The following is a 25,499-nucleotide window of genomic DNA, read 5'->3' as shown; positions in this document are numbered from 1 at the left end:
CAAGCGGGTCAGCGGCGGCGGGACCGGTCCTCGACCGCCTCGATGTGGTCCGCGACCGCGACCACCACCACACGGGTGTCCGGCACGGTCGCCCGCCAGCGGTGCCGCACTCCCCCGCTCAGGTACAGCGTGTCCCCCCGCCCGAGCCGGTGCGCCCGGCCCTCCGCCTCTATTTCGACGGCGCCCTCGACGACGTACATCAACTCGTCGTTGCGGTGCTGGAATTCGCGGCCCTCGTCGTGGTCCCCGATGAACTCCATCGCGTGCAGTTGGTGGTGCCCGCGCACCAGCGGGCGCACCCGGGCCTGCCCGGGCGGGACGGCTTCGTCGTCGGCGCGCAGCACGTCCACGCTGCACGCCGGGTCGGCCGCGGCCAGCAGGTCGACGGCGGTGGTCCGCAGGGCGTCGGCGATCCGTTCCAGGGAGGGCCGGCTGGGACGCGCCCGCTCGTTCTCCACCTGGCTCAGGAAGGGCACCGACAGGCCGCTGCGCTCGGCCACTACGGCGAGGGTGAGCTCGAGCGCGCGGCGCCGCCGCCGTACGGCTGCGCCCACTCGAAGGGGCTGCTCTTTGTGGTCGCCCATCGCTCCGGCTCCCTCCCTCGCTCGTCGGTCCTCTGCTTCTTCTGAGTTGTCTGCACCCTACGCATGTTCGGCAAACCGTTTCATGCGCCCGTCACATCGGTGTCATATACAAGAGTGGTGAAGGTCAGGGTTCGCGCCACCGGACGAGCCGTCCCGCCTCCCCGCGCACTCCGCGCTCACCTGCGAGGAAACGGCTGACCAGAGGCGCGGGGCGGCCCGGGCGAGGTGCCGGAGGCGTCGCCGACCGGTCAGGGAAGAGAGCCGTTCGGTCACGATCGGTGAATTGGGCCGTTGCGGGGTTGTCCGGATTCTTCTCGTACGGCCTCGTACGGCGCTCGTACGGGAGTACGGAGCCGCCCGGCGCGGTGAGGGCGCCGGGCGGCTCGTTGTCCTCGGAGTGCTCGGGGTGTCCTCCCGGGCACCAGGCGGGTTACTGGGGGGTCATCCGCTGCACGATGTCCGGGTGCCGCTGCACCCACGCGGCCACGGCGGCCTCCTCATGGCCCTGGCCGCGGTTCTTGATCTCGCTCTCCAGGCTGCCCAGCTCCGCCTCGCTCATCCTGAAGTTCCTGATCCACTTGGTGAGCTGCGGATACCGGTCCGGGAACGCCCGGGTGGCGATGGTGCGGATCGTGTTGCCCTCGCCGAACAGCTTCCTGTCGTCCGCGAGCTTGGTGAGCTTGTACTCGCTGTACGCCCAGTGCGGCGACCACAGGACGACGGCGACCGGCTTCCTCTGCGCGTAGGCACGCTCGAGCTCGGCGAGCATCGCGGGTGTGGAGCCGTCGACGACCTGGTACTCCTTGTCCAGGCCGTAGCCGGGCAGCACCTTCGTCTTGAGCAGGTTCATCTCACCGGTGCCGGGCTCGATGCCGATGATCTTTCCGCCGAAAGTGCTCGCCCTGCCCTTGAGGTCCTCCAGGGACTTCACGTCCTTGACGTAGGAGGGCACGGCGATCTCCAGGGAGGTCGGCTGGTACCAGGTGCCCAGGTCCGTGAGCCTGTCCTTCGTCCTGTCCCAGTAGTTCTTCTGGGCGTACGGCAGCCAGGCGTCGAAGTTGAGGTCGAGGTCGCCGCCCGCCAGTCCCGTGTAGACGGGGCCGACGTCCATCTGCTTCAGGTCGAGCCGGTAGCCGCGCCGCTGAAGGACGTTCTTCCACAGGTAGGTGACGGCGACGTCCTCGTCCCAGGGGAACCAGGCGACGTTCAGCGGGCGCTTCGCCTCGGCCGGGCTGCCGGCCGCGGACTTCTGCACCGGGGCGAGCTTGTCGACGACGCCCGGGTTCTTCTTCAGCCAGGCCCGCACGGCGTCCTGCTGCCTGCCCTTGCCGGCCTTGTTGATCTCGGCTTCCAGGCCGGTGAGCTGCTTCTCGTCCATCCTGAAGTTCCTCAGCCACGTCCCGACGACCGGGTTGTCCTGGGCGAAGCCCTTGCGGGCGAGCGTGTGCACCGAGTCGCCCTTGCCCCAGGCGCCCTTGGGGTCCTTGAGCTTCTTCAGGTCGTAGTCGTTGTACGCCCAGTGCGGCGACCAGAGCGTGACGACGATCGGCTTCTTCTGCCCGTAGGCACGCTTGAGCTCGGCGAGCATCGCGGGCGTGGAGCTGTCGACGACCTGGTACTCCTTGTCCAGGCCGTACTTCTTCAGGACGGTGCTCTTGAGCAGGCCCATCTCACCGGCGCTGGACTCGATGCCGGTGATCTTCCCGCCGAAGGTGGCGGCCTTGCCCTTGAGGTCCTCCAGCGAGTCGACGCCCTTCACATAGGAGGGCACGGACAGCTCCAGCGACGTCGGGCCGTACCAGGAGCCCAGGTCGTCGAGCCTGCTGCCGTACTTCTTCCAGTACTGCTGGTGCGTGGTGGGCAGCCATGAGTCGGTCTCGAAGTCGATGTCGCCCTGCGCCAGCGAGGTGTATAGCGGACCGGCGTCGAACTGTTTGACGTCGACCTGGAAACCGCGCTGCTCCAGGACCTCCTTCCACAGGAACGTGGAGGCGACGCCCTCGTCCCACGGGATGTAGCCGATGGTGATCTTCTTGCCCTGGCCGACGTTCTGTGCGTCGGCCGCGGTGGCGGACTTGCCGCCGCCCGCGAAGACGCCCATGCCGCCGGCGACCAGCGCGAGCACGACCACGCCGATCACGGCCACGGCGGGCCGGGGCCGGTAGGACCAGATCTTCAGGCCCTGCGCGGCGCGCAGCCGGGCGGCGGCGCGGCGGCCCAGCGGGGAGACCTGGGTGCCGAGGGCGCTGGTCATGCGGTCCAGGTAGATCGCCAGGATGACGATGGCGACGCCGGCCTCGGAGCCGAGGCCCACGTCGAGCTGGCCGATGGCCTCGTTGACGTCGCCGCCGAGGCCGCCGGTGCCGACCATGCCGGCGATGGCCGCCATGGACAGACCCAGCATGATCACCTGGTTGACGCCGGCCATCACGGTCGGCAGGGCGAGCGGCAGCTGGACGCGCAGCAGCGTGTCGCGCGGGGTGGTCCCGAACGCCTCCGCGGCCTCCACCAGCTCCTTGTCGACCTGGCGGATGCCGAGCTCGGTCATGCGGACGCCGGGTGCGAGGGCGAAGATCAGGGTGGCCACGATGCCGGCGGGAGCACCGGTGCCGAAGAAGAGGATCGCCGGGATGAGGTAGATCATCGCGGGCAGCGTCTGCATGAAGTCGAGCATCGGCCGCACAAGGCCGCCGACCCGGCTGGAGCGGGCCGCCCAGATGCCGACGGGCACGGAGACGAAGAGCGCGATCAGCGTCGCGACCAGGACGAGCGACAGGGTCACCATCGCGTCGTCCCACAGCTGAAGGGAGTCGATGAAGGCGAAGCCGGCGAAGGTGAGCACACCGGCGGCCGTGCCGCGCAGCCAGAACGCGATCACGGCGAAGATGCCCGCGAGCAGCAGCGGCTCGGGTGCCTGCAGGACGGTGTTGATGCCGTCGAAGGCGCCCAGGAAGACGGTCTTGCAGAAGTCGAACAGCCACGCCATGTGGTGCAGCAGCCAGTCGACCAGGGAGTTGACCCAGTCGCCGAACGGGATCCTAGGCACGGGCGGCCACCTTCCCGCCGTGGGCGTCGCGCCGGTTGTCGCAGGGTGCGGGGCCGGCGGCCTCGTTGCCCAGGAAGCTCACCAGCCGCTCCCGAGGTACGACGCCGATGAGCCGGTTGGCCTCGTCGACCACCCCGACGGGATGGGAGAGCCGGGCGCTGATCGCGCACAGCTCGGCGAACGGGGTGTCGGGGGTCGCGGTCTCACAGCCGCAGCCCGGGTCGTCGCCGGTGACCGTGGTGTCCATGACCGCGCCGGCGGTGAGCACCCGGGAGCGGTCGACGTCCTGGGTGAAGGAGGCGACGTAGTCGTCGGCGGGGCGGACCAGGATGTCCTCGGCGGTGCCGGTCTGCACGATGCGGCCGTCCCGCATCACGGCGATGCGGTCGCCCAGGCGCATGGCCTCGTTGAGGTCGTGGGTGATGAAGACGATGGTCTTCTTCAGGGTCTGCTGCAGCTGCAGCAGCTGGTCCTGCATGTCGCGGCGGATCAGCGGGTCGAGCGCGCTGAACGACTCGTCCATCAGCAGCAGGTCGGCGTCCGTGGCGAGCGCCCGGGCCAGGCCCACGCGCTGCTGCATACCGCCGGACAGCTCGTCGGGCCACGACTTCTCCCAGCCGGCCAGGCCGCACAGGGCGAGCGCCTCGTCGGCGCGCTTGAGGCGCTCGGCGCGGGGCACGCCCTGCACTTCCAGGCCGTACGCGGCGTTCTCGCGGACGCTGCGGTGCGGGAAGAGCGCGAAGTGCTGGAAGACCATGCTGATCTTCCGTGCGCGGACCTCGCGCAGCTCACGGGGGCCGAGGGCGGTGAGGTCCTGGCCGTCGAAGCGGACGTGTCCGGCGGTGGGCTCGAGCAGGCCGTTGAGCATGCGCAGCAGCGTGGACTTGCCGGATCCGGACAGGCCCATGACGACGAAGATCTGGCCCGGCTCCACCGTGAAGGACGCGTCGATCACAGCCGCGGTGGTCCCGTCGGCGCGCAGTTCCTCACGGTCGGCCCCCTGCCGGAGCCGTTCCACCGCCCAATCCGGTCGTCTGCCGAACACCTTGTACAGGTGCTCGGTCTCAAGCCTGGAAGACACAGGTACCTCTCGTCTCGAAGCCTCCGAGCCGCTGCAAACGTTGAAACTGCAACCGGCATCGCTTCGAGGCGCCCCTGCCCCCGTCCCTCGAGGCCAAACGCAGGGGTGGCCCAGTTCACAAGGCGTTTACTTCTGCCACGCATGCACACGGAACGCACACGGAAGGGGCACTGTCGGCGGCGTACGGCATGATGCGGACCGTGACGCAGAGAACTCGACGGCTCATGCTCCTCGACACCGCCTCGCTGTACTTCCGCGCCTACTACGGCGTTCCGGAGTCCGTGAAGGCCCCCGACGGCACGCCCGTGAACGCCGTGCGCGGGCTGCTCGACTTCATCGACCGCCTGGTGAAGGACCACCGCCCCGACGACCTGGTGGCCTGCATGGACGCGGACTGGCGCCCGCACTGGCGGGTGGAGCTGATCCCCTCCTACAAGGCGCACCGCGTGGCCGAGGCCCACGAGGCGGAGCCGGACGTGGAGGAGGTGCCGGACACGCTGTCCCCGCAGGTGCCGGTGATCGAGGAGGTCCTGGACGCGCTGGGCATCGCGCGCGTCGGCGTCGCCGGGTACGAGGCGGACGACGTGATCGGCACGTTCACGGCGCGTGCCAAGGGTCCGGTCGACATCGTCACCGGTGACCGCGACCTGTACCAGCTGGTCGACGACGCGCGCGGGGTGCGGGTGCTGTACCCGGTCAAGGGCGTCGGCACGCTGCAGCTCACCGACGAGGCGGCACTGCGCGAGAAGTACGGCGTGGACGGGCGCGGCTACGCGGACCTGGCGCTGCTGCGGGGCGACCCCAGCGACGGGCTGCCGGGCGTCCCGGGCATCGGCGAGAAGACGGCCGCGAAGCTGCTGGCCGAGTTCGGCGACCTGGCCGGGATCATGGCCGCGGTCGACGACCCGGCGTCGAAGCTCACACCGGCCCAGCGCAAGCGGCTCGCCGAGGCACGGCCGTATGTCGCGGTCGCGCCCTCGGTCGTCCGGGTCGCCGAGGACGCACCACTGCCGGAGGTCGACACGGCGCTGCCGCGCACGCCGCGCGACCCGGCCGCACTGGACGCCCTTCAGGCCCGCTGGGGTCTGGGCGGCTCACTGCGGCGGCTGCTCACCACGCTCGGGGCGTGACGGTTCCGGGAGGAAGTGTCATCCCGTTCTCACGGGAGAGTCGGGAAAGAGGTGTTGACTGGCAGGAGATGCTAACTTAGGTGAACCTAACTCAGGGAACCGGGAGGCCGTCATGGCAGAGCGCCCCGCAGGCAAGGCGCGCAGGGCCCACACCGCGCAGGTCGTCCGCACGCAGCGGCTGACCCCGCACATGCAGCGGGTGGTGCTCGGCGGTGAGGGACTCGCCGGCTTCGCGGTGGGCGGCTGCACCGACCACTACGTGAAGCTGCTCTTCCCCCCTGCCGAGGGCGTCACCTATCCGGAACCCTTCGATCTGCAGCGCATCCGCGAGGAGTTGCCGCGCGAGCAGTGGCCCGTGACCCGGACGTACACCGTGCGTGCCTGGGATCCGGAGCACCGCGAGCTGACCCTGGACTTCGTGATCCACGGCGACGAGGGGCTCGCCGGGCCGTGGGCGTTGCGGGTGCGGCCGGGCGAGACCGTGCGGTTCATGGGGCCGGGCGGCGCCTACGCCCCGGACGCGAGCGCCGACTGGCATCTGCTCGTCGGCGACGAGAGCGCGCTGCCCGCGATCGCGGCGGCCCTGGAGGCGCTGCCGGACGGTGCCCGGGCGCACGCGTGCGTGGAGGTCGCCGGCCCCGAGGAGGAGCAGAAGATCGACTCCGATGTGGAGGTGGTCTGGCTGCACCGTGGGGACCGGCCGGTGGGCGAGGCGCTGATCGAGGCCGTGCGCGCGCTCGAGTTCCCCGAAGGCCGGGTGCACGCGTTCGTGCACGGCGAGGCCGGTTTCGTGAAGGAACTGCGCCGGCTGCTGCGCGTCGAGCACCGGATCCCGCGCGAGGACCTCTCCATCTCCGGCTACTGGCGCCTCGGGCACGACGAGGACGGCTGGCAGGCGTCGAAGCGGGAGTGGAACGCACGTATAGAGGCGGAGCAGGAGGGCGCGTCCGCCGCGTAGGGCGTCGCGGCCGGCCATCCAGGGCGGCGGCACTCCGGGGATGCCCGGGGTGCCGCCGCCTTGTCGGTGCTCTCGTGAGGGCGTGAGGACTTGGGTCCGGCCCCGACACCGCGGCGTGACGCCGGTGAAACAGGTGCTCCCTACGTTCGGTCGCCCGACAGCAATTTCTGTCGCCCGACAGGAACTCTCGCGCGCAGTGCGAAAGCAGGTTGCCGCCATGACGAGCACCGCCCCCGCCGACGTCCGCCCCGACCCTCCGGGCCCCGAGGGAGCCGCCGACCTGGCGCGCTTCGGCTACCGCCAGGAACTGCACCGCAGCCTGGGCCGGTACGCCTCCTTCGCGGCCGGGTTCTCCTTCATCTCCGTCCTGACGACCGTGTTCCAGTTCTTCGCGTTCGGGTACGCGTTCGGCGGGCCCGTCTTCTTCTGGACCTGGCCCGTGGTGATGGTCGGCCAGGTGCTGGTGGCCGCGTGCTTCGCCGAGCTCGCCGCCCGTTATCCGATCTCCGGCGCCGTCTACCAGTGGTCCTCACGCCTGTCGAACGCCACCTTCGGCTGGTTCGCCGGCTGGATCATGGTCATCGGGCAGGTGGTCGTGGTCGCCGCGGCGGCGCTGGCGCTGCAGATGGTGATGCCGCCGCTGTGGTCCGGCTTCCAGCTGGTGGGCGGGGACCCGTCACCCACCTCGCCCACGGGTGCGGCGAACGCGGCGGTCCTCGGCGTCATCCTGCTGGTGCTCACCACGCTCGTGAACGTCGTCGACAACCGGGTGATGTCCGCGGTCAACCGCGTCGGGGTCACCGCCGAGATCATCGGCGCCTGCCTGATCGTGGTGCTGCTGCTCACCCACTCCCGGCGCTCCCCCGGCATCACCTTCCACACCGGCTCCGGCACGGGCGGGCTGCTCGGGGCGCTGCTCGTCGGTTCGTTCACGGCGGCGTACGTGATGATCGGCTTCGACAGCGCCGGCGAGATGAGCGAGGAGACCCACAACCCGCGCCGCACCGCGCCGCGCACCATCCTGACCGCGCTCGGCGCGGCGGGCCTGCTCGGCGGGCTCATCGTCCTCGGCGGCATTCTCGCCGCGCCCAGCCTTACGGACGGCCGGCTCGGCACCGACGGTCTCAGTTACGTCCTGACCAGCAGCCTCGGCGACGGGGTGGGCCGGGTGCTGCTCGCCGACGTGGTGGTGGCGATCGCGGTGGCGACGCTGGCGATCCAGACGGCGGCCTGCCGGATGCTGTTCTCCATGGCCCGCGACGGCCGGATGCCGTTCGCGCGGCGGCTCGCCCGGGTCAATCCGCGCACGGGCATGCCGAGCGCGCCCGCCCTGGTGGTCGGCGTCCTCGCCGCCGCGCTCCTGCTGCTCAACTTCGCCTCGCCGGACGCCTTCCTGGCGATCGGCACCACCTGCATCGTGATGCTGTACCTGGCCTACGCGATGGTGACGGGCCCCCTGCTGCTACGGCGCCTGCGCGGCGGCTTCCCGGCCGGCGGCACGGACGAGGTGGGCGCCCCGCTGTTCTCGCTGGGCCGCTGGGGCATCCCGGTGAACGCCCTCGCCCTTCTCTACGGCCTCCTGATGACCGTCAACCTGGCCTGGCCCCGAGCCGCCGTGTACGACCCCGCGGGCGGGCACTGGTACTTCCGGTGGTTCACGCTGCTGTTCCTCACGGCGACGGTCGCAGCCGGCGCCGCCTTCCGGACGTACCGCAGTCGGACCTCCGCTTCGGCTCCCGTACCGGAGGCGGCTGTGCAGGAGGCGACCGCCTAGGCTTTCGCGCCCCGCTCCGGCCGCCTCGTAGGCTGGAGCCCCATGAGACGCCGACCCCGTACACCGCCCTCTCCCCTGCCGCAGCGCAGCGGGGTCGATCCCGTGCGGGTGCGGTTGCCGTTCGACGGGGGATGGGCCACCGTGCGAGAGCATCTCGTGGCGCGACTCGCGGCCGGGGACGGGGTCATCGACGGGATGCTCGAGGCGGGGCTCGTCGTCGGGGCGGACGGGCGGCCCGTCGCCCCGGACGCGGCGTATGTGCCGGGCATGTACGTCTGGTTCCACCGTGCGCTGCCCGACGAGCCGCGTGTGCCGTACCCGGTCGACGTGGTGTACCGGGACGAGCACATCGTCGTCGCCGACAAGCCGCACTTCCTGGCCACCACGCCGCGCGGCAGCCATGTCGCCGAGACCGCGCTCGCCCGGCTCCGGCGCGACCTGGGCGTCCCGGCGCTGACCGCCGCGCACCGGCTGGACCGGCTCACCGCCGGGCTTGTGCTGTTCACCGTGCGGCCCGAGGAGCGCGGCGCCTATCAGTCGCTGTTCCGGGACCGGCGCGTCACCAAGGAGTACGAGGCCGTCGCCCCGTACGACCCGGAGGTCGCCCTGCCCCGCACCGTGCGCAGCCGGATCGTGAAGGAGCGTCGGGAGATGACGGCCCGGGAGGTGCCGGGCGAGCCCAACGCGGTCAGCCGGATCGAGCTGCTGGAGCACCGCGCCGGGCTCGGGCGCTTCCGGCTGCTGCCGTACACCGGGCAGACCCATCAGCTGCGCGTGCACATGAACGGGCTGGGTCTGCCGATCCTCGGGGACCCGCTGTATCCGGTGGTGGCCGCCCCCGTGCCGGCCGGTGACTTCCGGCGCCCGCTGCAACTGCTGGCGCGGGTGCTGGAGTTCACCGATCCGGTCACGGGGCGCGCGCACCGCTTCGTCAGCGAGCGGGTGCTGAAGGCCTGGTCGGCGTACGAGGCGTGGGCGGGGTAGCGGCTCAGCGGCCCCGCCACCGTCGCAGCATCCGGCGCCACAGTCCGGGCCGGGGCCGCGGCTCGACGGCCGGTTCCGTGGGCGCCGGCACGGCGGCAGGTGGCGGGGGCGGAGCGGGCAGCGGCTCCGGGGCGGCAGTGGCGCTCCCGGCAGCGGAGGCCGTCGTGATCTCCCAGTCGCTGCGCTGCGCGGGCGTCGGCCGCAGGGAGGGCTGCTGCGTCACGTCCTGCGGCGGCTTCGGCTGGAACCGCACCGGCAGCTGCACCAGGTGCCGCGACGCGATGGACGCGGTCCAGCGCAAGTCGTCCGCGTCGCAGTCGAGTTCGAGGTCGGGCAGCCGCGTCAGCAGCGCGTCGATGCCGGTGTCGGCGATGGCACGCCCGATGTCCTGGCCGGGGCACTCGTGCGGGCCGCCGCCGAAGGCGAGGTGGGAGCGGTTGCCCTGCATGTTGGCCGAGAGGTCGGGCCGCACCCGGGGGTCCACGTTGCCGGGTGCGATGGCGAAGAGCAGTCCGTCGCCCTTGCGGATGCGCTGCCCGCCCAGTTCCGTGTCCTGCTTGGCGAAGTAGCCGAGGATGCTGCTGAACGGCGGCTCGTCCCACAGGGACTGCTCGACCGCCTCGGGCACCGTCATCTGGCCGCCCCTGAGCTGCGCCCGGAACCGCGGATCGGTGAGGATCATCCGCAGCACGTTGGCGAGGAGGTTGGCGGTGGCCTCGTAGGCGGCGATCAGGACCACCCGCAGGTGCTCCCTGATCTCGTCGTCCGTGAGCCGGGCGGGGTGGTTGACGAGGTGGGTGGTGAAGTCGTCGTCGGGGTCGGTCCTGCGGCGGGCGACGAGCCGGCCGAGGGCGTCCACGATGTACTGGTTGCTGGCGATCGCGGTATCGGTGCCCTTGAGCATGTCGCGGGCGGCGTGCACGATCCGGTCGTTGTACTCCTCGCCCATGCCGAGCACCTCGCACATCACCGCCATCGGGAGGTGGTCGGCGAACTGGCCGACGAGGTCGGCCCGGCCCTGTTCGCAGAAGCGGTTGACGAGGTACTGCGTCGCGCGGTTGATGAACCGGCGCAGGCCCCGGTAGTCGATGGTCGACATGGCGCCGGTGACCGCGCCGCGCAGCCGCAGATGCTCGTCGCCCTCGGCGTGCGAGCAGATGGGCTGCCAGGCGAAGTGCGGCGTCAGCGGGTGGTCGGGCTTGACCTCGCCGCTCGCCAGCGGAGCCCAGATGCGGCTGTCGCGGGTGAAGTGCGCGGGGCTGCGCACCATGTGCAGGTTCTCCGCGTGCCCCAGCACCACCCAGATCGGCACGTCGTCGTGGAGCAGCGCGGGCGCCACGGGGCCGTGTTCGGCGCGGAGTTTCTCGTACAGGGCTCCCAGGTCCTCCGCTTCGGGACCGTACAGCCGGCGCACTCCGCCGGGGCCGAGGCCGTGGGCCGGGCACCCGGGCGGCGGGACGGCCGAGGAGGCGTCCGTGCCGGTGTGGTCGCTGCCGGTCAGGGAGGGGGATTCAGGCGTCACGATGGTCGCTCCGGAACGTCAGGTCGAGCCTGTGTCTTGGGTGGGGATGGGAATGGGTTTGGGAATGGGTTTGGGAATGGGTTTTGGGCAGGAAACATGGGGACGGCGACGCGGGCGCTCTCGCGCGGTCGCGATCGCCTTCACTGCGGAGGCACGGGCGCCTTCACGCGGGGGCACGGGCACCTTCACGGGGGCCACGAGCGCCTTCACGCAATGGCATGAGCGCCTTCGCGCGGGGGCGCGGGGCCCTCACACGGGGGCGCGGCGCATCGCCAGGGAGTGCAGGAAGCGCATCAGCGTCATCAGGACCTCACGGCTGGAGGCCCGGCGCCGGGCGTCACACTCCATGATCGGGATCTCGAGGGGCAGATCGAGTGCCCCGCGCAGCTCCTCAATGGGGTAACGGGGTGCGTCGGGAAAGGAGTTGACGGCGACCACGAAGGGCACACCGCGCTCCTCCAGCCGGCCGATGACATCGAAGCTGACCTCGAGGCGGCGGGTGTCGAGCAGGACGACGGCCCCGAGCGCGCCCTCGAACAGGCCGTTCCACAGGAACCAGAAGCGTTCCTGGCCCGGGGTGCCGAACAGGTACAGCACCAGCTGCTCCGTGATGCTGATCCGGCCGAAGTCCATGGCCACGGTGGTGGCCGTCTTGCTGTCGGAGCCGTAGTTGTCGTCGACTCCGATGCCCGCCTGGGTCATGGTCTCCTCGGTCGTCAGCGGCCTGATCTCGCTGACGGAACCGACCATGGTGGTCTTGCCGACCCCGAACCCGCCCACGATGACGATCTTGACCGCGGCCTGCGTGGTGTGCGGCAGGTGGTCCTCGGGGGGTGGCCCCGGGACGGTGTCAGAGCTTTTGAAGTCCATGCATCACCGCTTCGAGGAGGGAACGGTCGGGCACCGCCTGCCGGACGATCGGGGCGCGCGCCTGGACCAGTTCGGCCGCCAGCAGGTCGGTGATCAGCATGGTCACCACACTGAACGGCAGACTGAGGTAGGCCGAGATCTCGGCCACGGACAGGGGGGTCTGGCAGAGCCGGAGCAGCGCCGACTGCTCCGGCGTGGCGGCGGGCGGCGGGTCGGCGCCGGTCACGATCAGGGTGACCAGGTCGATGGGGGCCCGTTCGCCCCCGTCGGCCGCGCCGGCGAGGATGTACAGCCGCTCGGGCTGCTTCCCCTCGCCTTCCGCCGCGCCGCCTTCGGTGACAGGCTCCGGGGGGAGCTGTTCCTGGGGATGGCGCCGGCGCCGTTGCGGAGGAGTCATACGGTCTGCCCGGTCCGTCGCGGCGGACTCGTCAGGTGGTCGCCGATGCGGATGACGAGATCGCGCATGCGGTTGCTCATCAGGCCGGCCTCGGCCACCACGTCGGAGAGCACCGCCAGGTAGGCGTTCGGGCCGGCCTCCATCATGTAGAAGTAGCCGCCGTCGATCTCGATGATGACCATGCGCATCCGGCCGTCGCTGTCCGGCATCTCGGCCGCGACCGCCCCGGCCAGGCTCTGCAGTCCGGCGCAGGCCGCGGCGACACGGTCGGCGGCGTCCGGGTCGCCGCCGTAGCGGGCGATGCGCAGTCCGTCGGCGGAGAGCACCACGATCTGGTGGATGCCCGGCACGCCGTCGGCGAGTTCCTTCAGCAACCAGTCCAGGTTGCCTCGCTGCTGGATCATTTCGGGTCCCCCTCGTCGTCGGCCTGGGCAGCGGCCGGCTCGTCGGTGCTGGTGGTTGCGTGCGCGTCGTCGTCCGGTGGCCCGGAGGAGAAGGCGTTCGGGTCCGGGTCGGCCTTGAGCCCGGCGAAGAACGCCTCCACCCACATGCCGGGCGGCGGCTCGTCCTTCTTCTTGCGTTCGCGCTCCGGCCTGACGGGCGCGTGGCTCCTGGCCTGGATGGCCTGGGCGGCGGCTTCCGCGGCGGCCGCCTCGGCGATCTGCTGGCTCAGCGGGATCTTCACCCGGCTGCGGCGCTGCGGCAGGCCGCCCGCCGTCCACTCGGTGACCACGGGGACGTCGTCCTCCAGGGACAGCCGCTCCCTGACCCGGGGCCCGGTGGTGGGGCGGCGGGGCTTGTCCTTGCGCTTGGGGCCCTCGACGCCGTCGTTGTCCAGGGTCGGAATGGAGGTGATGCCGACGCCGTGGGCCTGCCCGGGGGCGGGGTCGGTGGTCGTCATGTCGTTCGGGACGACGAGGATGGCGCGGACACCGCCGTACGCCGACTTCCGCAGCGAGACCTCCATGTTGAACATGGACGACAGGCGGCCGACGACGGCCAGGCCCAGGCGCGGGGCCTCACCGAGCTGCTGGACGTCCACGCCGGCCTGGGCCTCGGCGAGCATCCTCTCGACCTTGGCGCGGTTCTCCCCGCTGAGGCTGACTCCGCCGTCCTCGATCTCGACACAGACACCGGTCTGCACCTCGGTGGCGGTGACGTGCACCTTGGTGTTGGGCGGCGAGTAACGCGTGGCGTTGTCGAGGAGTTCGGCGGCGGCGTGGATGATCGGCTCGACCGACTCGCCCCTGATGTTGACCTTGGCGATGGAGTGCAGCTCGATGCGGCGGTACTCCAGGATGCGGCTCATCGCACCGCGCAGACAGCTGTACAGCGGCACGGGCGCGGGCCACTTGCGGCCGGGGCGGCCGCCGCCGATGACGGCGATGGAGTCGGCGAGGCGGCCGATGAGCGCGTTTCCGTGGTCGAGGCGCAGCAGGTCGTCGAAGACCTCCGGGGTCAGGCCGTGGTCCTCCTCCATCTCCCGCAGTTCGTTGGCCTGCTGGTGGACGATGGCCTGGACGCGGCGGGCGATGTTGACGAAGGCGCGCAGTGCGGAGTCGCGCCGCGCGATCTCACGGTCGATGACCTGCAGCACGGTTTTCAGCAACCGGCGCTGCGCGTCGGGGATCCCGCGGAACTCCGGGGTGCCGTCGACGAGCTGGGTGAGCACCTGCCCGGGCGAGATGGCTTCGCGCAGCTTGGCGACCGCTCTGGGCACGATCTCGGTGCGGAGGTAGTCGAGGTCGTCGTTCTGGGAGGCGATCCGCCGTTCCAGGAAGGCGGTGCGCTCCGCGCACTCGGCGCGCAGCGCACGCAGGGCGCGTTCACGGTGGACCGCCACGGCGGCGACGGCGGTCACCAGGACCGTGGCGATGGCCCCGCACCAGCCGACGGCGGTCCGGGCCGGCCCGGAGAGCACGGCGGCGGCCCCCGTCGCCGCGCACATCAGTATGAACGGCACCAACAGCACGCGTGTGTAGGGAAGTTCACGGCCACCGGGAGGCGATTGAACACTCACCATGTATGCCCTCTGAGACTGAATCGGCTGGATCGGGGGTGCTTGCGAGGAAAGACGGGTAGGTACCGGATCGAAACGGGGTGACAACTGGATCTTCGGTATGTTTGGGAACAGACGCACGAATACGCCTCAACTCGGTGCGCCGCGGGCGAGCTTAGTCCGACCGGATCATCGCCATGTCATATTCGGCAAGCACCTGAAATACCCATCGGGACAGGGGTACGCTCGGCATTTTTCCTACGGTGCGCTGCGATTCGAACACGCACCGTCACGGCGTACGCGAAGGCGAGACTGGTCCCACGTGCAGGCGAATTCCCCTGCAAGGCAGTGGACTTGACGACCTGAGAGCCCGAGACCCGAGGCCCCGAAAACCCCGGGGCTCTGAGGCCCCGGGGCTCCGAGGCGCCGAGGCTCTGCGGAAGGCCTCAGACTCCGGCGATGCGCAGCGCCGCGTCCGCCGTGGCCTCCGCGAAGACGGACACCGGGCGGTCCGGGTCGGAGCGGTGGACCAGGATGACGCCCTCGATCAGCCCGAAGACCAGATCCGTCCGCAGATCCAGCTCACCCTTGGCGAGACCGGAACCCGCCCGGGTGGCGGCGATCAACTGCCGGTAGGCGTCCTTGAGTTCGGCGCGCACGGCATGGAAGCCCGCGAACCGCTCGGAGCGCACCTCGGGCAGCAGGTAGAGGCCGCCCAGGTTGTGCGGGCCGCCGCAGAGCAGCTCGACGTCGGTGCGGCACAGCTCCCTCAACCGGTCCTCGGCCGGGGCGGTGTCGTCGGCGAGCAGGTCGCGCGCACAGGACAGCGAAGGCGTGACGGTGGACTCCAGCAGCTCGGCGAGCAGTTCCTCCTTGCCGGACACGTAGTGGTACATGGAGGCCTGCCGCATCCCGGCCCGCTCCGCGACGGCGCGCGTGGTGGTCGCGGCATATCCGTGGGTGGTGAACAACTCGGCGGCGGCCGCGAGGAGCTCGTCGCGCGGCGGCAGTCCGCTGTCGGGCCGCCGCTCCGCCCGCGGCCTGCCGACCCGCCGCCCACCACCGGTTCCCATGCGGTCGATCCTCGCACATGACGCCGTACGGCGATCTCGGCCCGGCGTGACGCCGGCCCCGCCCGGCGCCGGCGGTGAGGGACCGGAAACCGACCGGCAACGCCCGGGACACAGCGGCGACCCGCCCCCCGCCTAATTTCTGTCACGCGACAGAAATCAGCGCAGCAGTCACCCGACCCCGGAGGTCCCGCGATGGCGACAGCGACCACCTACGGAGCACGCGACCACGCCCGGGCACAGGAGGGCGCCCGTGCCGAGGCCATGCCCGTCGTGCCGGCGAACGCCTGGCCCGCGCCGCCCTGCGAGGCGGGCCACCTGGTGTGGGCGGAGACCGTGGCGGGCGGCAACTACACGCACCGGGTGCTCGCCCGCGGCACCGAGTTGCGCCTGACGGATCTGCGCGGCGACGCCTGCGCCCATCTGCTGCTGTTCGTCGCCGACCGCCCGTGGGAGCGGCTGAACGTGGCCGACACGGTCAAGGTGCAGTGGAACGCGTACCTCGGTGAGGGACGGCTGCTCCTGTCCGACCAGGGCCGCGTCCTCGCGTCGGTCGTCGCCGACACCTCCGGGCGCCACGACGCCCTGTGCGGCACCTCCACGCTCGCCCGCAACACCGAGCGCTACGGGGACGGCACCCCGCAGTCCGCCTCCCCCGCCGGACGCGAGCTGTTCAAGCTGGCCGCGGCGAAGAACGGGCTGGAGCCGCGCGACCTGCCGCCGTCGCTGTCGTTCCTCCAGGGCGTGGAGGTCCGCGAGGACGGCGCCCTCGACTTCACGGGCTCCGTCGGCCCCGGCGGCAGCGTCACCCTGCGCGCCGAGCAGGACGTCACGGTGCTCATCGCCAACGTCCCCCACCCGGTCGACCCGCGCCCGGACTACGTGTGCACCCCGCTGGAGGTCCTCGCCTGGCGCTCGGAGGCGACCCGCCCCGGCGACCAGCTGTGGGAGGCCGCCCCCGAGGGCCGCCGTGCCTTCCTGAACACCACCGAATTCCTCGCCGCGAGGGGGCTCGCATGAAGAGCGTGAAGACCGTCGTTCCGGCCCGTGCCGCCTGGTCGTCCGTCGTGCGCACCGGCGACACGCTGACCGTCACCGACCTGTACGGCAACCAGGCCGTCGACTTCCTCGCCTACGACGCGCACGACACGTCCGTGCGCTACAGCGCCCCCGACACGATCCAGGCGCAGGGCACCATCTTCCTGACCACGGGCAGTGTGCTGCTGTCCAACGAGCACACCCCGCTGATGACGGTCGTCGCGGACGACGTGGGCCGCCACGACACGGTCGGCGGCGCCTGCTCCAAGGAGTCGAACACGCTCCGGTACGGCCACCACACCTGGTCGCAGCACGCCTGCGTGGACAACTTCCTCGCGGAGGGCGCCAAGTACGGCCTCGGCAAGCGCGACCTGGTCTCCAACATCAACTGGTACATGAACGTCCCCGTCGAGAAGGACGGCACCCTCGGCATCGTCGACGGCATCTCGGCCCCCGGCCTCTCGCTGACCCTGCGGGCCGAGCGGGACGTCCTCGTGCTCGTGTCCAACTGCCCCCAGATCAACAACCCGTGCAACGGCTTCGAGCCGACGGCGGTGGAGATGACGATCGAGGCCGGCCTGGGGGACACCGCATGAGCTTCGACACGCTGCTGGTCGCCAACCGGGGCGAGATCGCCGTCCGGATCCTGCGCACGGCCCGCGAGCTCGGCCTGCGCACGGTCGCGGTCCACTCCGACGCGGACCGCTCGGCACCCCACGTCCGTCTCGCCGACCAGGCGGTACGGCTGGGCCCGCCGCCCGCGAAGGAGTCCTACCTCGATCCGGACCTGGTGCTGAAGGCCGCCAAGGACACGGGCGCGGGGGCGATCCACCCCGGCTACGGCTTCCTGTCCGAGGACGCGGCGTTCGCGCGCCGCTGCGAGGACGCCGGGATCGTGTTCGTGGGTCCGACCCCCGAACAGCTGGAGCTGTTCGGCACCAAGCACACCGCGCGGGCGGCGGCCCGGGCGGCGGGAGTACCGCTGGCCCCGGGCACGGGCCTGCTCGCCTCCCTGGCGGAGGCGCTGGACCAGGCCGACGTGATCGGCTATCCGGTGATGCTCAAGGCGACCGGCGGTGGTGGCGGCATCGGTATGTCGGCTTGTCGATCCGCAGCCGAACTGACCGAGGCGTGGGAGCGGGTGCAGCGGGTCGCCGCCGCCTCCTTCTCCACGGCCGGTGTCTTCCTGGAGCGGCTCGTCGAGCACGCCCGCCATGTCGAGGTGCAGATCTTCGGCGACGGGGCGGGGAAGGTCGTCACCTTCGGCGACCGCGACTGCTCGCTCCAGCGCCGCAACCAGAAGGTCGTGGAGGAGGCACCGGCCCCGGGACTGCCGCCCCGCATACGGCGGCAACTGGCCGACTCCGCCCGGGACCTGTGCGCCTCCGTCGGCTACCGGTCCGCCGGCACCGTCGAGTTCGTGTACGACGCGGCGCGCGAGGAGGCGTACTTCCTGGAGGTCAACACCCGCCTCCAGGTCGAGCACCCGGTCACCGAGGCGACATACGGAGTCGACCTGGTCGGCTGGATGCTGCGCCTGGCGCGCGGCGACCACGGCGTCGTACGGGACCCGGGCCCGCCCCGCGGCCACGCCGTCGAGGCCCGCCTCTACGCCGAGGACCCCTCCCGCGACCACCGACCGGGGGCCGGACTGCTCACCCGGGTCGAGTTCCCGCAGGGCGTGCGCGTGGACGGCTGGATCGAGACGGGCACGGAGGTCACCACCTCCTACGACCCCCTGCTCGCCAAGGTCATCGCCTACGGTCCGGACCGGGAGCACGCGCTGCGGCGGCTGGACGAGGCCCTGGCCCGCACCCGGGTCGACGGCATCGAGACCAACCTGGGCCACATCCGGGCGGCCCTCGCGGCCGACGCCTTCCGGTCGGCCACGCACTCCACGGCGACCCTCGCCACCGTCACGGACCCCACCGCGCGTATCGAGGTCGCGGCCGCCGGAACCCTCACCTCCGTGCAGGACTGGCCGGGCCGCACCGGTCACTGGCAGGTCGGCGTGCCCCCGTGCGGCCCGATGGACGACCTGTCCTTCCGGCTCGGCAACCGGGCGCTCGGCAACACGGAGGGCGCGCCCGGCCTGGAGTGCACGCTCCAGGGCCCGACGCTGCGCTTCACACACGCCACCACCGTGTGCGTCACGGGCGCCCCCGCACCGGTCACGGTGGACGGTGCGCCGGTCGCACAGTGGGAGCCGGTTACGGTGCCGGCGGGCGCGGTCCTGGAGATCGGGGCGCCGTCCGGACCCGGGCTGCGGACGTATGTGCTGTTCGCGGGCGGCGGGCTGGACGTGCCCGCCTTCCTCGGCAGCGCGGCCACCTTCACGCTGGGCCGGTTCGGCGGCCACGGCGGCCGGGCGCTGCGCACGGGAGACGTCCTGCACGGCGGCACGGTGACGACGGGCACCCCGGTGCCGCCCGCCGACCGCCCGGCCTTCACCTCGTCGTGGCTGCTGGGAGCCCTGGAAGGCCCCCACGCGGCACCGGAGTTCTTCACCGAGGACGACATCCACGACTTCTACGCCGCCGAGTGGAAGGTCCACTTCAACTCGGCGCGCACCGGAGTACGCCTGGTCGGCCCCAAGCCGCGCTGGGCGCGCCCGGACGGCGGCGAGGCGGGCCTGCATCCGTCCAACATCCATGACACGCCGTACTCGGTCGGCGCCGTGGACTACACGGGCGACATGCCGGTCCTGCTCGGCCCGGACGGCCCGTCGCTCGGCGGTTTCGTCTGCCCGGCGACGGTGCCCACCCGGGAACGCTGGAAGCTCGGCCAGCTGCGCCCGGGAGACACCGTCCGCTTCGCACCGCTGGCCGACGACGGCACGCCCCGGCCCGCCATCGTGGACGGCGGCATACTGGCCCGCGACGGCGACGTGACGTACCGGCGCAGCGGCGACGACAACCTGCTGGTCGAGTTCGGCCCGATGCGCCTGGACCTGGCGCTGCGGATGCGGGTGCACGCGCTGATGGAGGCGGTGTCGCAGGCGTGCCCGGACGGAGTCACCGATCTCACCCCCGGCATCCGCTCCCTCCAGATCCGGACCGACCCGCGCAGGCTCGCCCAGCCCGAACTGCTCGCGTTGGTGAGGGAGCTGGTCGCGGCTCTTCCTCCCACCGGCGAACTGGTCGTGCCGTCCCGCACGGTCCACCTCCCCCTGTCCTGGGACGACCCGGCCACCCGTGAGGCCATCGCCCGCTACATGGCGGGCGTCCGCGACGACGCGCCCTGGTGCCCGTGGAACATCGAGTTCATCCGGCGCGTCAACGGCCTGCGATCGGTGGAGGACGTCCACCGCACGGTCTTCGACGCCGAGTACCTGGTCCTGGGTCTGGGGGATGTCTACCTGGGCGCCCCGGTGGCCACACCGCTGGATCCGCGCCACCGCCTGGTGACCACGAAGTACAACCCGGCCCGCACCTGGACCGCCGAGAACTCGGTCGGCATCGGCGGCGCCTACCTGTGCGTCTACGGCATGGAGGGCCCCGGCGGCTACCAGTTCGTGGGCCGGACGACACAGGTCTGGTCGGGATGGCAGCAGCGGGGCGCCTTCGAGCCGGGCTCCCCGTGGCTGCTCCGCTTCTTCGACCGCATCAAGTGGTACCCGGTGAGCGCGGACGAACTGCTCGAACTCCGCGCGGACATCGTCTCGGGCCGCTTCGTGCCGCGTATCGAGGAGGGCGTGTTCTCCCTGGCGGAGTACGAGGCGTTCCTCTCCGAGAACGCCACGTCGATCGCCGAGTTCAAGTCCCGTCAGCAGGCCGCCTTCGCCGCGGAACGCGCCGCCTGGGAGGCGTCGGGCGAGTTCGCCCGAGCAGAGACGGCGACCGTGCCTGCGGCGCCGTCCGAGGTGACGGTTCCGCCGGGTGGCCGGCTCGTGGAGGCCGACTTCGCCGCGTCCGTGTGGCAGGTGAACGTGGAGCCGGGAGACGCGGTGACGGCAGGACAGCCCCTGCTGGCCCTGGAGGCCATGAAGATGGAGTCGAGGGTGCACGCGCCGATGCCGGGCGTGGTGACAGAGATCCTCACGAAGCCGGGAGCCCAGGTGGAAGCGGGAACCCCCCTGGTGGTCCTCGGCCCCCTGCAGCCGACAGGAACGTGAAAGCGACCCGGTGGTGTGGGGCCGGTCGTTCCTCCCCCGAGCTCCCGGCTTCGCTCGAGCAGGGGTGCCCCCAGGGCGGAACGGGTGGGCACACACCCACCCGTCGGCGGCAAGCCAACAAACCCTCACCAGCCCAGGAGCACAGATGTCCACCGTGACCCGAGTCCGCCAGGCATACGCCCGGATGGAAGCGGTAAACCGCCCCGAAATCTGGATCGACCTCCGCCCCCGGGAAGAGGTGGAGTCGGAAGCCCAGGCCGTGGATGCCCGAGTGGCCGCAGGGGAACACCTCCCCCTGGCCGGCAGGCTCTTCGCCGCGAAGGGCAACATCGATGTCAAGGGCCTGCCCACCACGGCCGGCTGCCCGGCGTACGCGTACGCACCCGAAAAGGACGCCCCGGTCGTCGCACGCCTGCGCGCAGCCGGCGCGGTGGCGCTCGGCACCACGAACCTGGACCAGTTCGCCACTGGCCTGGTCGGCACCCGCTCCCCCCACGGTGCCGTACGCAACGCCCACGACCCGTCCCGCGTCAGTGGCGGCTCCAGCTCCGGCTCGGCCGTGGCGGTGGCGCTGGGCATCGTCGACTTCGCCCTGGGCACCGACACCGCGGGCTCGGGCCGCGTCCCGGCCGCCTTCAACGGCATCGTCGGCCTGAAGCCCACCCGCGGCCTCGTCCCCACCACCGGTGTCGTGCCCGCCTGCGCCTCGATCGACTGCGTGACCGTGTTCGCCCGTACGCTCCCGGAGGCCGAGCAGGCCCTGGCCCACATGTCCTCACCGCCCGACCGCGCGCTCCCGCCGCTCCCCCAGCGGGCTCCCGGCCCGTGGCGCATCGCGGTCCCACCGCTCGCCGACCTCGGCGAACTGGACGAGGGCTGGGCTGAGGCCTACGCCGTCGCGGTGGGCCGGCTCGCCGACGCGGGCGCCGAGGTACGAAGCATCGACCTGGCTCCGTTCACGGAAGCGGCCGCGATGCTGTACGAGGGCGCGTTCGTGGCGGAGCGTTACGCGGCGGTCGGAAGCTTTGTCGACAAGTTGATCGCTGAGGGTGGGGAGGGTCTGGACCCCACGGTAGCCGGCATCATCACCCGCGCCCGCGACGTCCCGGCCCACCAGCTCTTCGCCGACCAGGCCCACCTGGCCGCCCTGCGGGCCCGCGCCCTGGTGGAACTGGCCGATGCGGACGCCCTGTTGCTGCCCACCGCCCCGGGGCACCCGACCCTCGCCGAGGTCGCCGCGGACCCACTGGGCGCCAACGCCCGTCTGGGCCGCTTCACCAACTCGACGAACCTGTTCGACCTGGCGGCAGTGGCCGTCCCAGCGGGCGAGGTGAAAGGACTGCCGTTCGGCGTGATGCTGATCGGCCCGGCGTTCACGGACGAACGGCTGGCCCGGATCGCCCGAGTGCTGGAACCGGAGACATGTGTGGCCGTGGTGGGCGCACACCTGTCGGGCCAGCCCATGAACCCCCAGCTCCTGACACTGGGCGCCAGGCTGGACCGTACGACGACCACGGCCCCGCTCTACCGCCTGCACGCCCTGCGCACGGACCCGCCGAAGCCGGGCCTGGTGCACGTCGGCGCGGGCGGAGCGGCGATCGAGACGGAGGTCTGGCGCCTGCCCGCGGAGGGCCTGGGCCGCCTGCTCACCGCTCTGCCCCGCCCGATGACGCTGGGCAGCGTGGAACTGGCGGACGGCGACCGAGTCCCGGGCTTCCTGTGCGAACCCGGCGCCTTGACCAACACCGAGGACATCACGGAGTACGGCAGCTGGCGGACATATGTGACTCGGAGGCAGGGTCGACAGGCCTGAAGGGGCGCGGGGTCGACACGCCTGATGGGGCGCGGGGCCGTGACATTGTGCGGCTCCGCCGCGTGGGCGCGAACAACCTCAGAGGACCCGCACCCGCCCGAGGACTCTCACCCCACCGACGAATAGGCGACAACACCCCGCAGCAACTGGTCAACCGCCTTGCGCGCGGCCTTGGCCACGGTCGAGCCCTCCGCAGGAGAAGCCGCCGCGATCTGCCCCAGCACATCGATCACCTGCTTGCACCACCGCACGAAGTCACCGGCCGGCATCTCCGCCTCGTTCAGGACCTCGTCCAGTCCCTTCCCACTGGCCCACATGTACGCGGCCCAGGCGAACCCGAGGTCGGGTTCGCGCTGGCCGACGCCCTCGGTCTGGCTGATGCGGAACTCCTCCTCCAGCGCGTCCAGACGCCCCCAGATCCGCACCATCTCACCGAGCGCGGCCTTGGCCTTGCCCGAGGGCAGCTTCGGCGCCATCGCGTCGTCGCCGACCCGGGCCTCGTACACCAACGCGGAGACGCAGGCAGCGAGTTCGGCGGGGGCGAGCCCCTCCCAGACGCGCTCGCGCAGGCACTCACTGGCGAGCAGGTCGAGTTCGCCGTAGAGCCGGGCGAGCCGCTTGCCGTGCTCGGTCACCTCGTTGCCGCGCAGGTAGTCCAGTTCGGTGAGCAACGCCACGATGCGGTCAAACGTGCGCGCGATCGTGTTCGTCCGGCCCTCGATACGGTGCTCCAGCTGCTTGGTGTCACGCATCAGCCGGTGGTAGCGCTCGGCCCAGCGGGCGTGGTCCTCGCGGTCGTTGCACCCGTGGCAGGGGTGGGCGCGGAGCGCGGCGCGCAGCCGTGCGATCTCACGGTCGTCGGCCGCCTCGGAGCGCCGCTTGCGGTGCCGCTCCGGCGGGATGTGCCCGGCCTTGGTGCGCAGCGCGGAGGCGAGGTCCCGGCGGGACTGCGGGGAGCGGGGGTTGAAGGACTTCGGGATCCGCATCCGCTCCAGCGGTTCGACGGGCACCGGGAAGTCCATCGTGGCCAGCCGCTTGACCTGCCGTTCGGCGGTGAGGACCAGCGGGCGCGGGCCGTCCTGGTACTCCAGGCCCCGGTGGCCGTTGGAACGGCCGGCGGGCAGGCCGGGGTCGAGGACCAGGGCCAGGCCCGCGTACTTGCCGGTGGGGACGTGGATGATGTCGCCGGGCTTGAGCTTCTCCAGGGCGACGGCGGCCTCGGCGCGGCGCTGGGCGGCGCCCTGCCGGGCCAGTTCGGTCTCGCGGTCCTTGAGCTGGCGGCGCAGCCGGGCGTACTCCTCGAAGTCGCCCAGGTGGCAGGTCATGGCCTCCTTGTAGCCCTCCAGGCCCTCTTCGTTGCGCTGCACCTGGCGGGAGATGCCGACGACCGACTTGTCGGCCTGGAACTGTGCGAAGGACGTCTCGAGGAGTTCGCGGGAGCGGTGCCGGCCGAACTGCTCGACCAGGTTGACGGCCATGTTGTACGACGGCTTGAAGCTGGAGCGCAGCGGGTAGGTGCGCGTCCCGGCGAGGCCCGCGAGGTGCTCGGGGCTCATGCCGCGCTGCCACAGGACCACCGCGTGGCCCTCGACGTCGATGCCGCGGCGGCCGGCGCGGCCGGTGAGCTGGGTGTACTCGCCGGGGGTGATGTCGGCGTGCTGTTCGCCGTTCCACTTGACGAGCTTTTCCAGCACCACGGAGCGGGCCGGCATGTTGATGCCGAGCGCGAGGGTCTCGGTCGCGAACACGGCCTTCACCAGGCCGCGGACGAACAGTTCCTCGACGACCTCCTTGAACGTCGGCAGCATGCCCGCGTGGTGGGCGGCTATGCCGCGCTCGAGGCCTTCCAGCCACTCGTAGTAGCCGAGGACGTGCAGGTCCTCGGAAGGGATGGAGGCCGTGCGCTCCTCGACGAGGGCGCGCACCTTTTCCCGCGACTCCTCGTCGTTGAGCCTGAGGCCGGCGTAGAGGCACTGCTGGACTGCGGCCTCGCAGGCGGCGCGGCTGAAGATGAACGTGATCGCGGGCAGCAGGCCCTCCGCGTCGAGCCGCTCGATGACCTCGGGCCGGCTCGGTGTCCACACCCGGGCGCGCTGTCTGCGCTCCCGCTCGCGGTCGGCCTCACGCATGGCGCGGCCCCGCCTGCGGTCCTGGAACATGGGGCGGCTGGCCTCCATGCGGGCGAGGCGCATGAGGTCGGGGTTGACGGCCTTCCTGTGGCCCTCGCCCTCCTCGAACAGGTCGTACATCCGGCGGCCGGCCAGCACGTGCTGGAACAGCGGCACGGGCCGGTGCTCGGAGACGATCACCTCGGTGTCGCCGCGGACGGTGTCCAGCCAGTCGCCGAACTCCTCCGCGTTGGACACGGTCGCCGACAGCGACACCAGCGTCACCGACTCGGGGAGGTGGATGATCACTTCCTCCCAGACGGCGCCGCGGAAGCGGTCGGAGAGGTAGTGCACCTCGTCCATGACGACATAGCCGAGGCCGAGGAGGGTCTGCGAGCCCGCGTACAGCATGTTCCGCAGGACCTCGGTGGTCATCACGACGATCGGCGCGTCGGAGTTGACGCTGTTGTCGCCGGTGAGCAGACCCACCTTCTGTGTGCCGTAGCGGCGGCACAGGTCGTTGTACTTCTGGTTCGACAGCGCCTTGATGGGTGTCGTGTAGAAGCACTTCTTGCCCTGTTTGAGGGCGAGGTGGACGGCGAACTCGCCGACGATCGTCTTGCCGGAGCCGGTGGGCGCTGCCACCAGCACGCCCTTGCCGGCCTCGAGTGACTCACAGGCCTCGATCTGGAAGGGGTCGAGGCCGAAGTCGTACATCTCGCGGAAGGAGGCGAGCGCGGTGGCCTGCTCGGCAGCGCGCCTACGTGCTGCCGCGTACCGCTCGGCCGGGGAGAGGTCCTCTGTCATCGTGCTTTCGAGCGTACCGGGAGCCACTGACAACAGGACGATCATTATGAGGATCACGGACGCGGACCGGGGCGCGGACGGGCGGGGGGGGCCCCCCCCGGGGGGGGGGGGGGGCCCCCCCCCCCGCGGGCGGGCCCCCCCCCCCCCCCCCACCCCGGCCCCCCCCCCCCCCCAAAAGAATTCACCGGCGCCGCGGGGCCCGCG

Annotated in this window: 18 protein-coding genes; 8 read left to right on the top strand and 10 right to left on the bottom strand. The window is 71.6% G+C overall.

The genetic code is table 11. The features are described from left to right. Positions 1–8: 8 nt before the first annotated feature. The 3 genes from ACFYZE_RS26745 to ACFYZE_RS26735 all read right to left on the bottom strand — a co-directional run bounded on the left by ACFYZE_RS26745 (position 9) and on the right by ACFYZE_RS26735 (position 4,711). Positions 9–584 (bottom strand): helix-turn-helix domain-containing protein, encoded by a 576-nt coding sequence (locus ACFYZE_RS26745; protein WP_103845299.1) that lies wholly within the window; start codon positions 582–584, stop codon positions 9–11. Positions 585–1,014: 430 nt separating this feature from the next. After that, positions 1,015–3,630 (bottom strand): ABC transporter permease/substrate binding protein, encoded by a 2,616-nt coding sequence (locus ACFYZE_RS26740; RefSeq protein ID WP_388999043.1) that lies wholly within the window; start codon positions 3,628–3,630, stop codon positions 1,015–1,017. Further along, positions 3,623–4,711 carry a glycine betaine/L-proline ABC transporter ATP-binding protein gene (locus tag ACFYZE_RS26735; protein ID WP_388999040.1) on the bottom strand — a complete coding sequence of 363 codons (1,089 nt, stop codon included), beginning with the start codon at positions 4,709–4,711 and terminating at the stop codon, positions 3,623–3,625. The genes ACFYZE_RS26740 and ACFYZE_RS26735 overlap by 8 nt, the downstream gene beginning before the upstream one ends. A gap of 191 nt (positions 4,712–4,902) precedes the next feature. Here ACFYZE_RS26735 and ACFYZE_RS26730 point away from each other — a divergent pair, with 191 nt between their 5' ends. The 4 genes from ACFYZE_RS26730 (at position 4,903) to ACFYZE_RS26715 (ending at position 9,557) form a co-directional block, all read left to right on the top strand. Beyond that, complete coding sequence (locus ACFYZE_RS26730; RefSeq protein WP_388999389.1) at positions 4,903–5,841, top strand: 5'-3' exonuclease H3TH domain-containing protein; 939 nt, start codon at positions 4,903–4,905, stop codon at positions 5,839–5,841. A 112-nt stretch (positions 5,842–5,953) separates the two neighbouring features. Continuing rightward, positions 5,954–6,799 carry a siderophore-interacting protein gene (locus ACFYZE_RS26725; protein WP_388999037.1) on the top strand — a complete coding sequence of 282 codons (846 nt, stop codon included), beginning with the start codon at positions 5,954–5,956 and terminating at the stop codon, positions 6,797–6,799. A gap of 217 nt (positions 6,800–7,016) precedes the next feature. Continuing rightward, entirely contained in the window at positions 7,017–8,573 is a 1,557-nt protein-coding gene (locus ACFYZE_RS26720) for an amino acid permease (RefSeq protein WP_388999034.1), read from the top strand. 42 nt (positions 8,574–8,615) lie between these two features. Beyond that, a complete protein-coding gene (locus tag ACFYZE_RS26715; protein WP_388999031.1) occupies positions 8,616–9,557 on the top strand; it encodes an RluA family pseudouridine synthase in 942 nt (313 codons plus the stop codon). Positions 9,558–9,561: 4 nt separating this feature from the next. Here ACFYZE_RS26715 and ACFYZE_RS26710 read toward each other — a convergent pair whose 3' ends face one another. The 6 genes from ACFYZE_RS26710 to ACFYZE_RS26685 form a co-directional block, all read right to left on the bottom strand. Then, entirely contained in the window at positions 9,562–11,079 is a 1,518-nt protein-coding gene (locus ACFYZE_RS26710) for a cytochrome P450 (protein WP_388999028.1), read from the bottom strand. 249 nt (positions 11,080–11,328) lie between these two features. Further along, on the bottom strand, positions 11,329–11,949 hold the full coding sequence (locus ACFYZE_RS26705) for an ATP/GTP-binding protein (RefSeq protein WP_388999025.1): 621 nt from the start codon (positions 11,947–11,949) through the stop codon (positions 11,329–11,331). Then, entirely contained in the window at positions 11,930–12,346 is a 417-nt protein-coding gene (locus ACFYZE_RS26700) for a DUF742 domain-containing protein (protein ID WP_388999022.1), read from the bottom strand. Before ACFYZE_RS26700 ends, ACFYZE_RS26705 begins: the two co-directional genes overlap by 20 nt. Continuing rightward, complete coding sequence (locus tag ACFYZE_RS26695) at positions 12,343–12,750, bottom strand: roadblock/LC7 domain-containing protein (protein WP_388999019.1); 408 nt, start codon at positions 12,748–12,750, stop codon at positions 12,343–12,345. The genes ACFYZE_RS26700 and ACFYZE_RS26695 overlap by 4 nt, the downstream gene beginning before the upstream one ends. Then, the gene (locus ACFYZE_RS26690) at positions 12,747–14,369 is read right to left on the bottom strand and encodes an ATP-binding protein (RefSeq protein WP_388999016.1); all 1,623 of its coding nucleotides are present in this window, start codon (positions 14,367–14,369) and stop codon (positions 12,747–12,749) included. Before ACFYZE_RS26690 ends, ACFYZE_RS26695 begins: the two co-directional genes overlap by 4 nt. 422 nt (positions 14,370–14,791) lie before the next feature. Then, positions 14,792–15,418 (bottom strand): TetR/AcrR family transcriptional regulator, encoded by a 627-nt coding sequence (locus ACFYZE_RS26685; RefSeq protein ID WP_388999013.1) that lies wholly within the window; start codon positions 15,416–15,418, stop codon positions 14,792–14,794. Between the two features lie 192 nt (positions 15,419–15,610). Here ACFYZE_RS26685 and ACFYZE_RS26680 point away from each other — a divergent pair, with 192 nt between their 5' ends. From ACFYZE_RS26680 to atzF, 4 genes are all read left to right on the top strand, one after another. Continuing rightward, complete coding sequence (locus ACFYZE_RS26680; RefSeq protein WP_388999010.1) at positions 15,611–16,435, top strand: urea amidolyase associated protein UAAP1; 825 nt, start codon at positions 15,611–15,613, stop codon at positions 16,433–16,435. Next, positions 16,432–17,049: an urea amidolyase associated protein UAAP2 gene (locus tag ACFYZE_RS26675; RefSeq protein WP_388999007.1), complete on the top strand. Its 618-nt coding sequence runs from the start codon at positions 16,432–16,434 to the stop codon at positions 17,047–17,049. The genes ACFYZE_RS26680 and ACFYZE_RS26675 overlap by 4 nt, the downstream gene beginning before the upstream one ends. After that, positions 17,046–20,567: a 5-oxoprolinase/urea amidolyase family protein gene (locus ACFYZE_RS26670; protein WP_388999004.1), complete on the top strand. Its 3,522-nt coding sequence runs from the start codon at positions 17,046–17,048 to the stop codon at positions 20,565–20,567. Before ACFYZE_RS26675 ends, ACFYZE_RS26670 begins: the two co-directional genes overlap by 4 nt. Before the next feature lie 145 nt (positions 20,568–20,712). Beyond that, on the top strand, positions 20,713–22,380 hold the full coding sequence (gene atzF / locus ACFYZE_RS26665; RefSeq protein ID WP_388999001.1) for an allophanate hydrolase: 1,668 nt from the start codon (positions 20,713–20,715) through the stop codon (positions 22,378–22,380). 107 nt (positions 22,381–22,487) lie between these two features. Here atzF and ACFYZE_RS26660 read toward each other — a convergent pair whose 3' ends face one another. Beyond that, a complete protein-coding gene (locus tag ACFYZE_RS26660; protein ID WP_388998998.1) occupies positions 22,488–25,340 on the bottom strand; it encodes a DEAD/DEAH box helicase in 2,853 nt (950 codons plus the stop codon). Positions 25,341–25,499 lie beyond the last annotated feature (159 nt).

Source organism: Streptomyces sp. NPDC001796, from assembly GCF_042892355.1.
Lineage (GTDB): Bacteria > Actinomycetota > Actinomycetes > Streptomycetales > Streptomycetaceae > Streptomyces.
Note: the sequence above shows the minus strand (reverse complement) of the source record. Positions and strands in the feature narration are given on the sequence as shown.

Excerpts from the sequence above, each read along its gene's own strand:
- atzF (WP_388999001.1), top strand. The coding sequence starts at position 20,713 with ATGTCCACCGTGACCCGAGTCCGCCAGGCATACGCCCGGATGGAAGCG.
- ACFYZE_RS26670 (WP_388999004.1), top strand. The coding sequence starts at position 17,046 with ATGAGCTTCGACACGCTGCTGGTCGCCAACCGGGGCGAGATCGCCGTC.
- ACFYZE_RS26715 (WP_388999031.1), top strand. The coding sequence starts at position 8,616 with ATGAGACGCCGACCCCGTACACCGCCCTCTCCCCTGCCGCAGCGCAGC.
- ACFYZE_RS26720 (WP_388999034.1), top strand. The coding sequence starts at position 7,017 with ATGACGAGCACCGCCCCCGCCGACGTCCGCCCCGACCCTCCGGGCCCC.
- ACFYZE_RS26680 (WP_388999010.1), top strand. The coding sequence starts at position 15,611 with ATGGCGACAGCGACCACCTACGGAGCACGCGACCACGCCCGGGCACAG.
- ACFYZE_RS26730 (WP_388999389.1), top strand. The coding sequence starts at position 4,903 with ATGCGGACCGTGACGCAGAGAACTCGACGGCTCATGCTCCTCGACACC.
- ACFYZE_RS26675 (WP_388999007.1), top strand. The coding sequence starts at position 16,432 with ATGAAGAGCGTGAAGACCGTCGTTCCGGCCCGTGCCGCCTGGTCGTCC.
- ACFYZE_RS26725 (WP_388999037.1), top strand. The coding sequence starts at position 5,954 with ATGGCAGAGCGCCCCGCAGGCAAGGCGCGCAGGGCCCACACCGCGCAG.
- ACFYZE_RS26695 (WP_388999019.1), bottom strand. The coding sequence starts at position 12,750 with ATGATCCAGCAGCGAGGCAACCTGGACTGGTTGCTGAAGGAACTCGCC.
- ACFYZE_RS26660 (WP_388998998.1), bottom strand. The coding sequence starts at position 25,340 with ATGATCGTCCTGTTGTCAGTGGCTCCCGGTACGCTCGAAAGCACGATG.
- ACFYZE_RS26745 (WP_103845299.1), bottom strand. The coding sequence starts at position 584 with ATGGGCGACCACAAAGAGCAGCCCCTTCGAGTGGGCGCAGCCGTACGG.
- ACFYZE_RS26705 (WP_388999025.1), bottom strand. The coding sequence starts at position 11,949 with ATGGACTTCAAAAGCTCTGACACCGTCCCGGGGCCACCCCCCGAGGAC.
- ACFYZE_RS26690 (WP_388999016.1), bottom strand. The coding sequence starts at position 14,369 with ATGGTGAGTGTTCAATCGCCTCCCGGTGGCCGTGAACTTCCCTACACA.
- ACFYZE_RS26700 (WP_388999022.1), bottom strand. The coding sequence starts at position 12,346 with ATGACTCCTCCGCAACGGCGCCGGCGCCATCCCCAGGAACAGCTCCCC.
- ACFYZE_RS26685 (WP_388999013.1), bottom strand. The coding sequence starts at position 15,418 with ATGGGAACCGGTGGTGGGCGGCGGGTCGGCAGGCCGCGGGCGGAGCGG.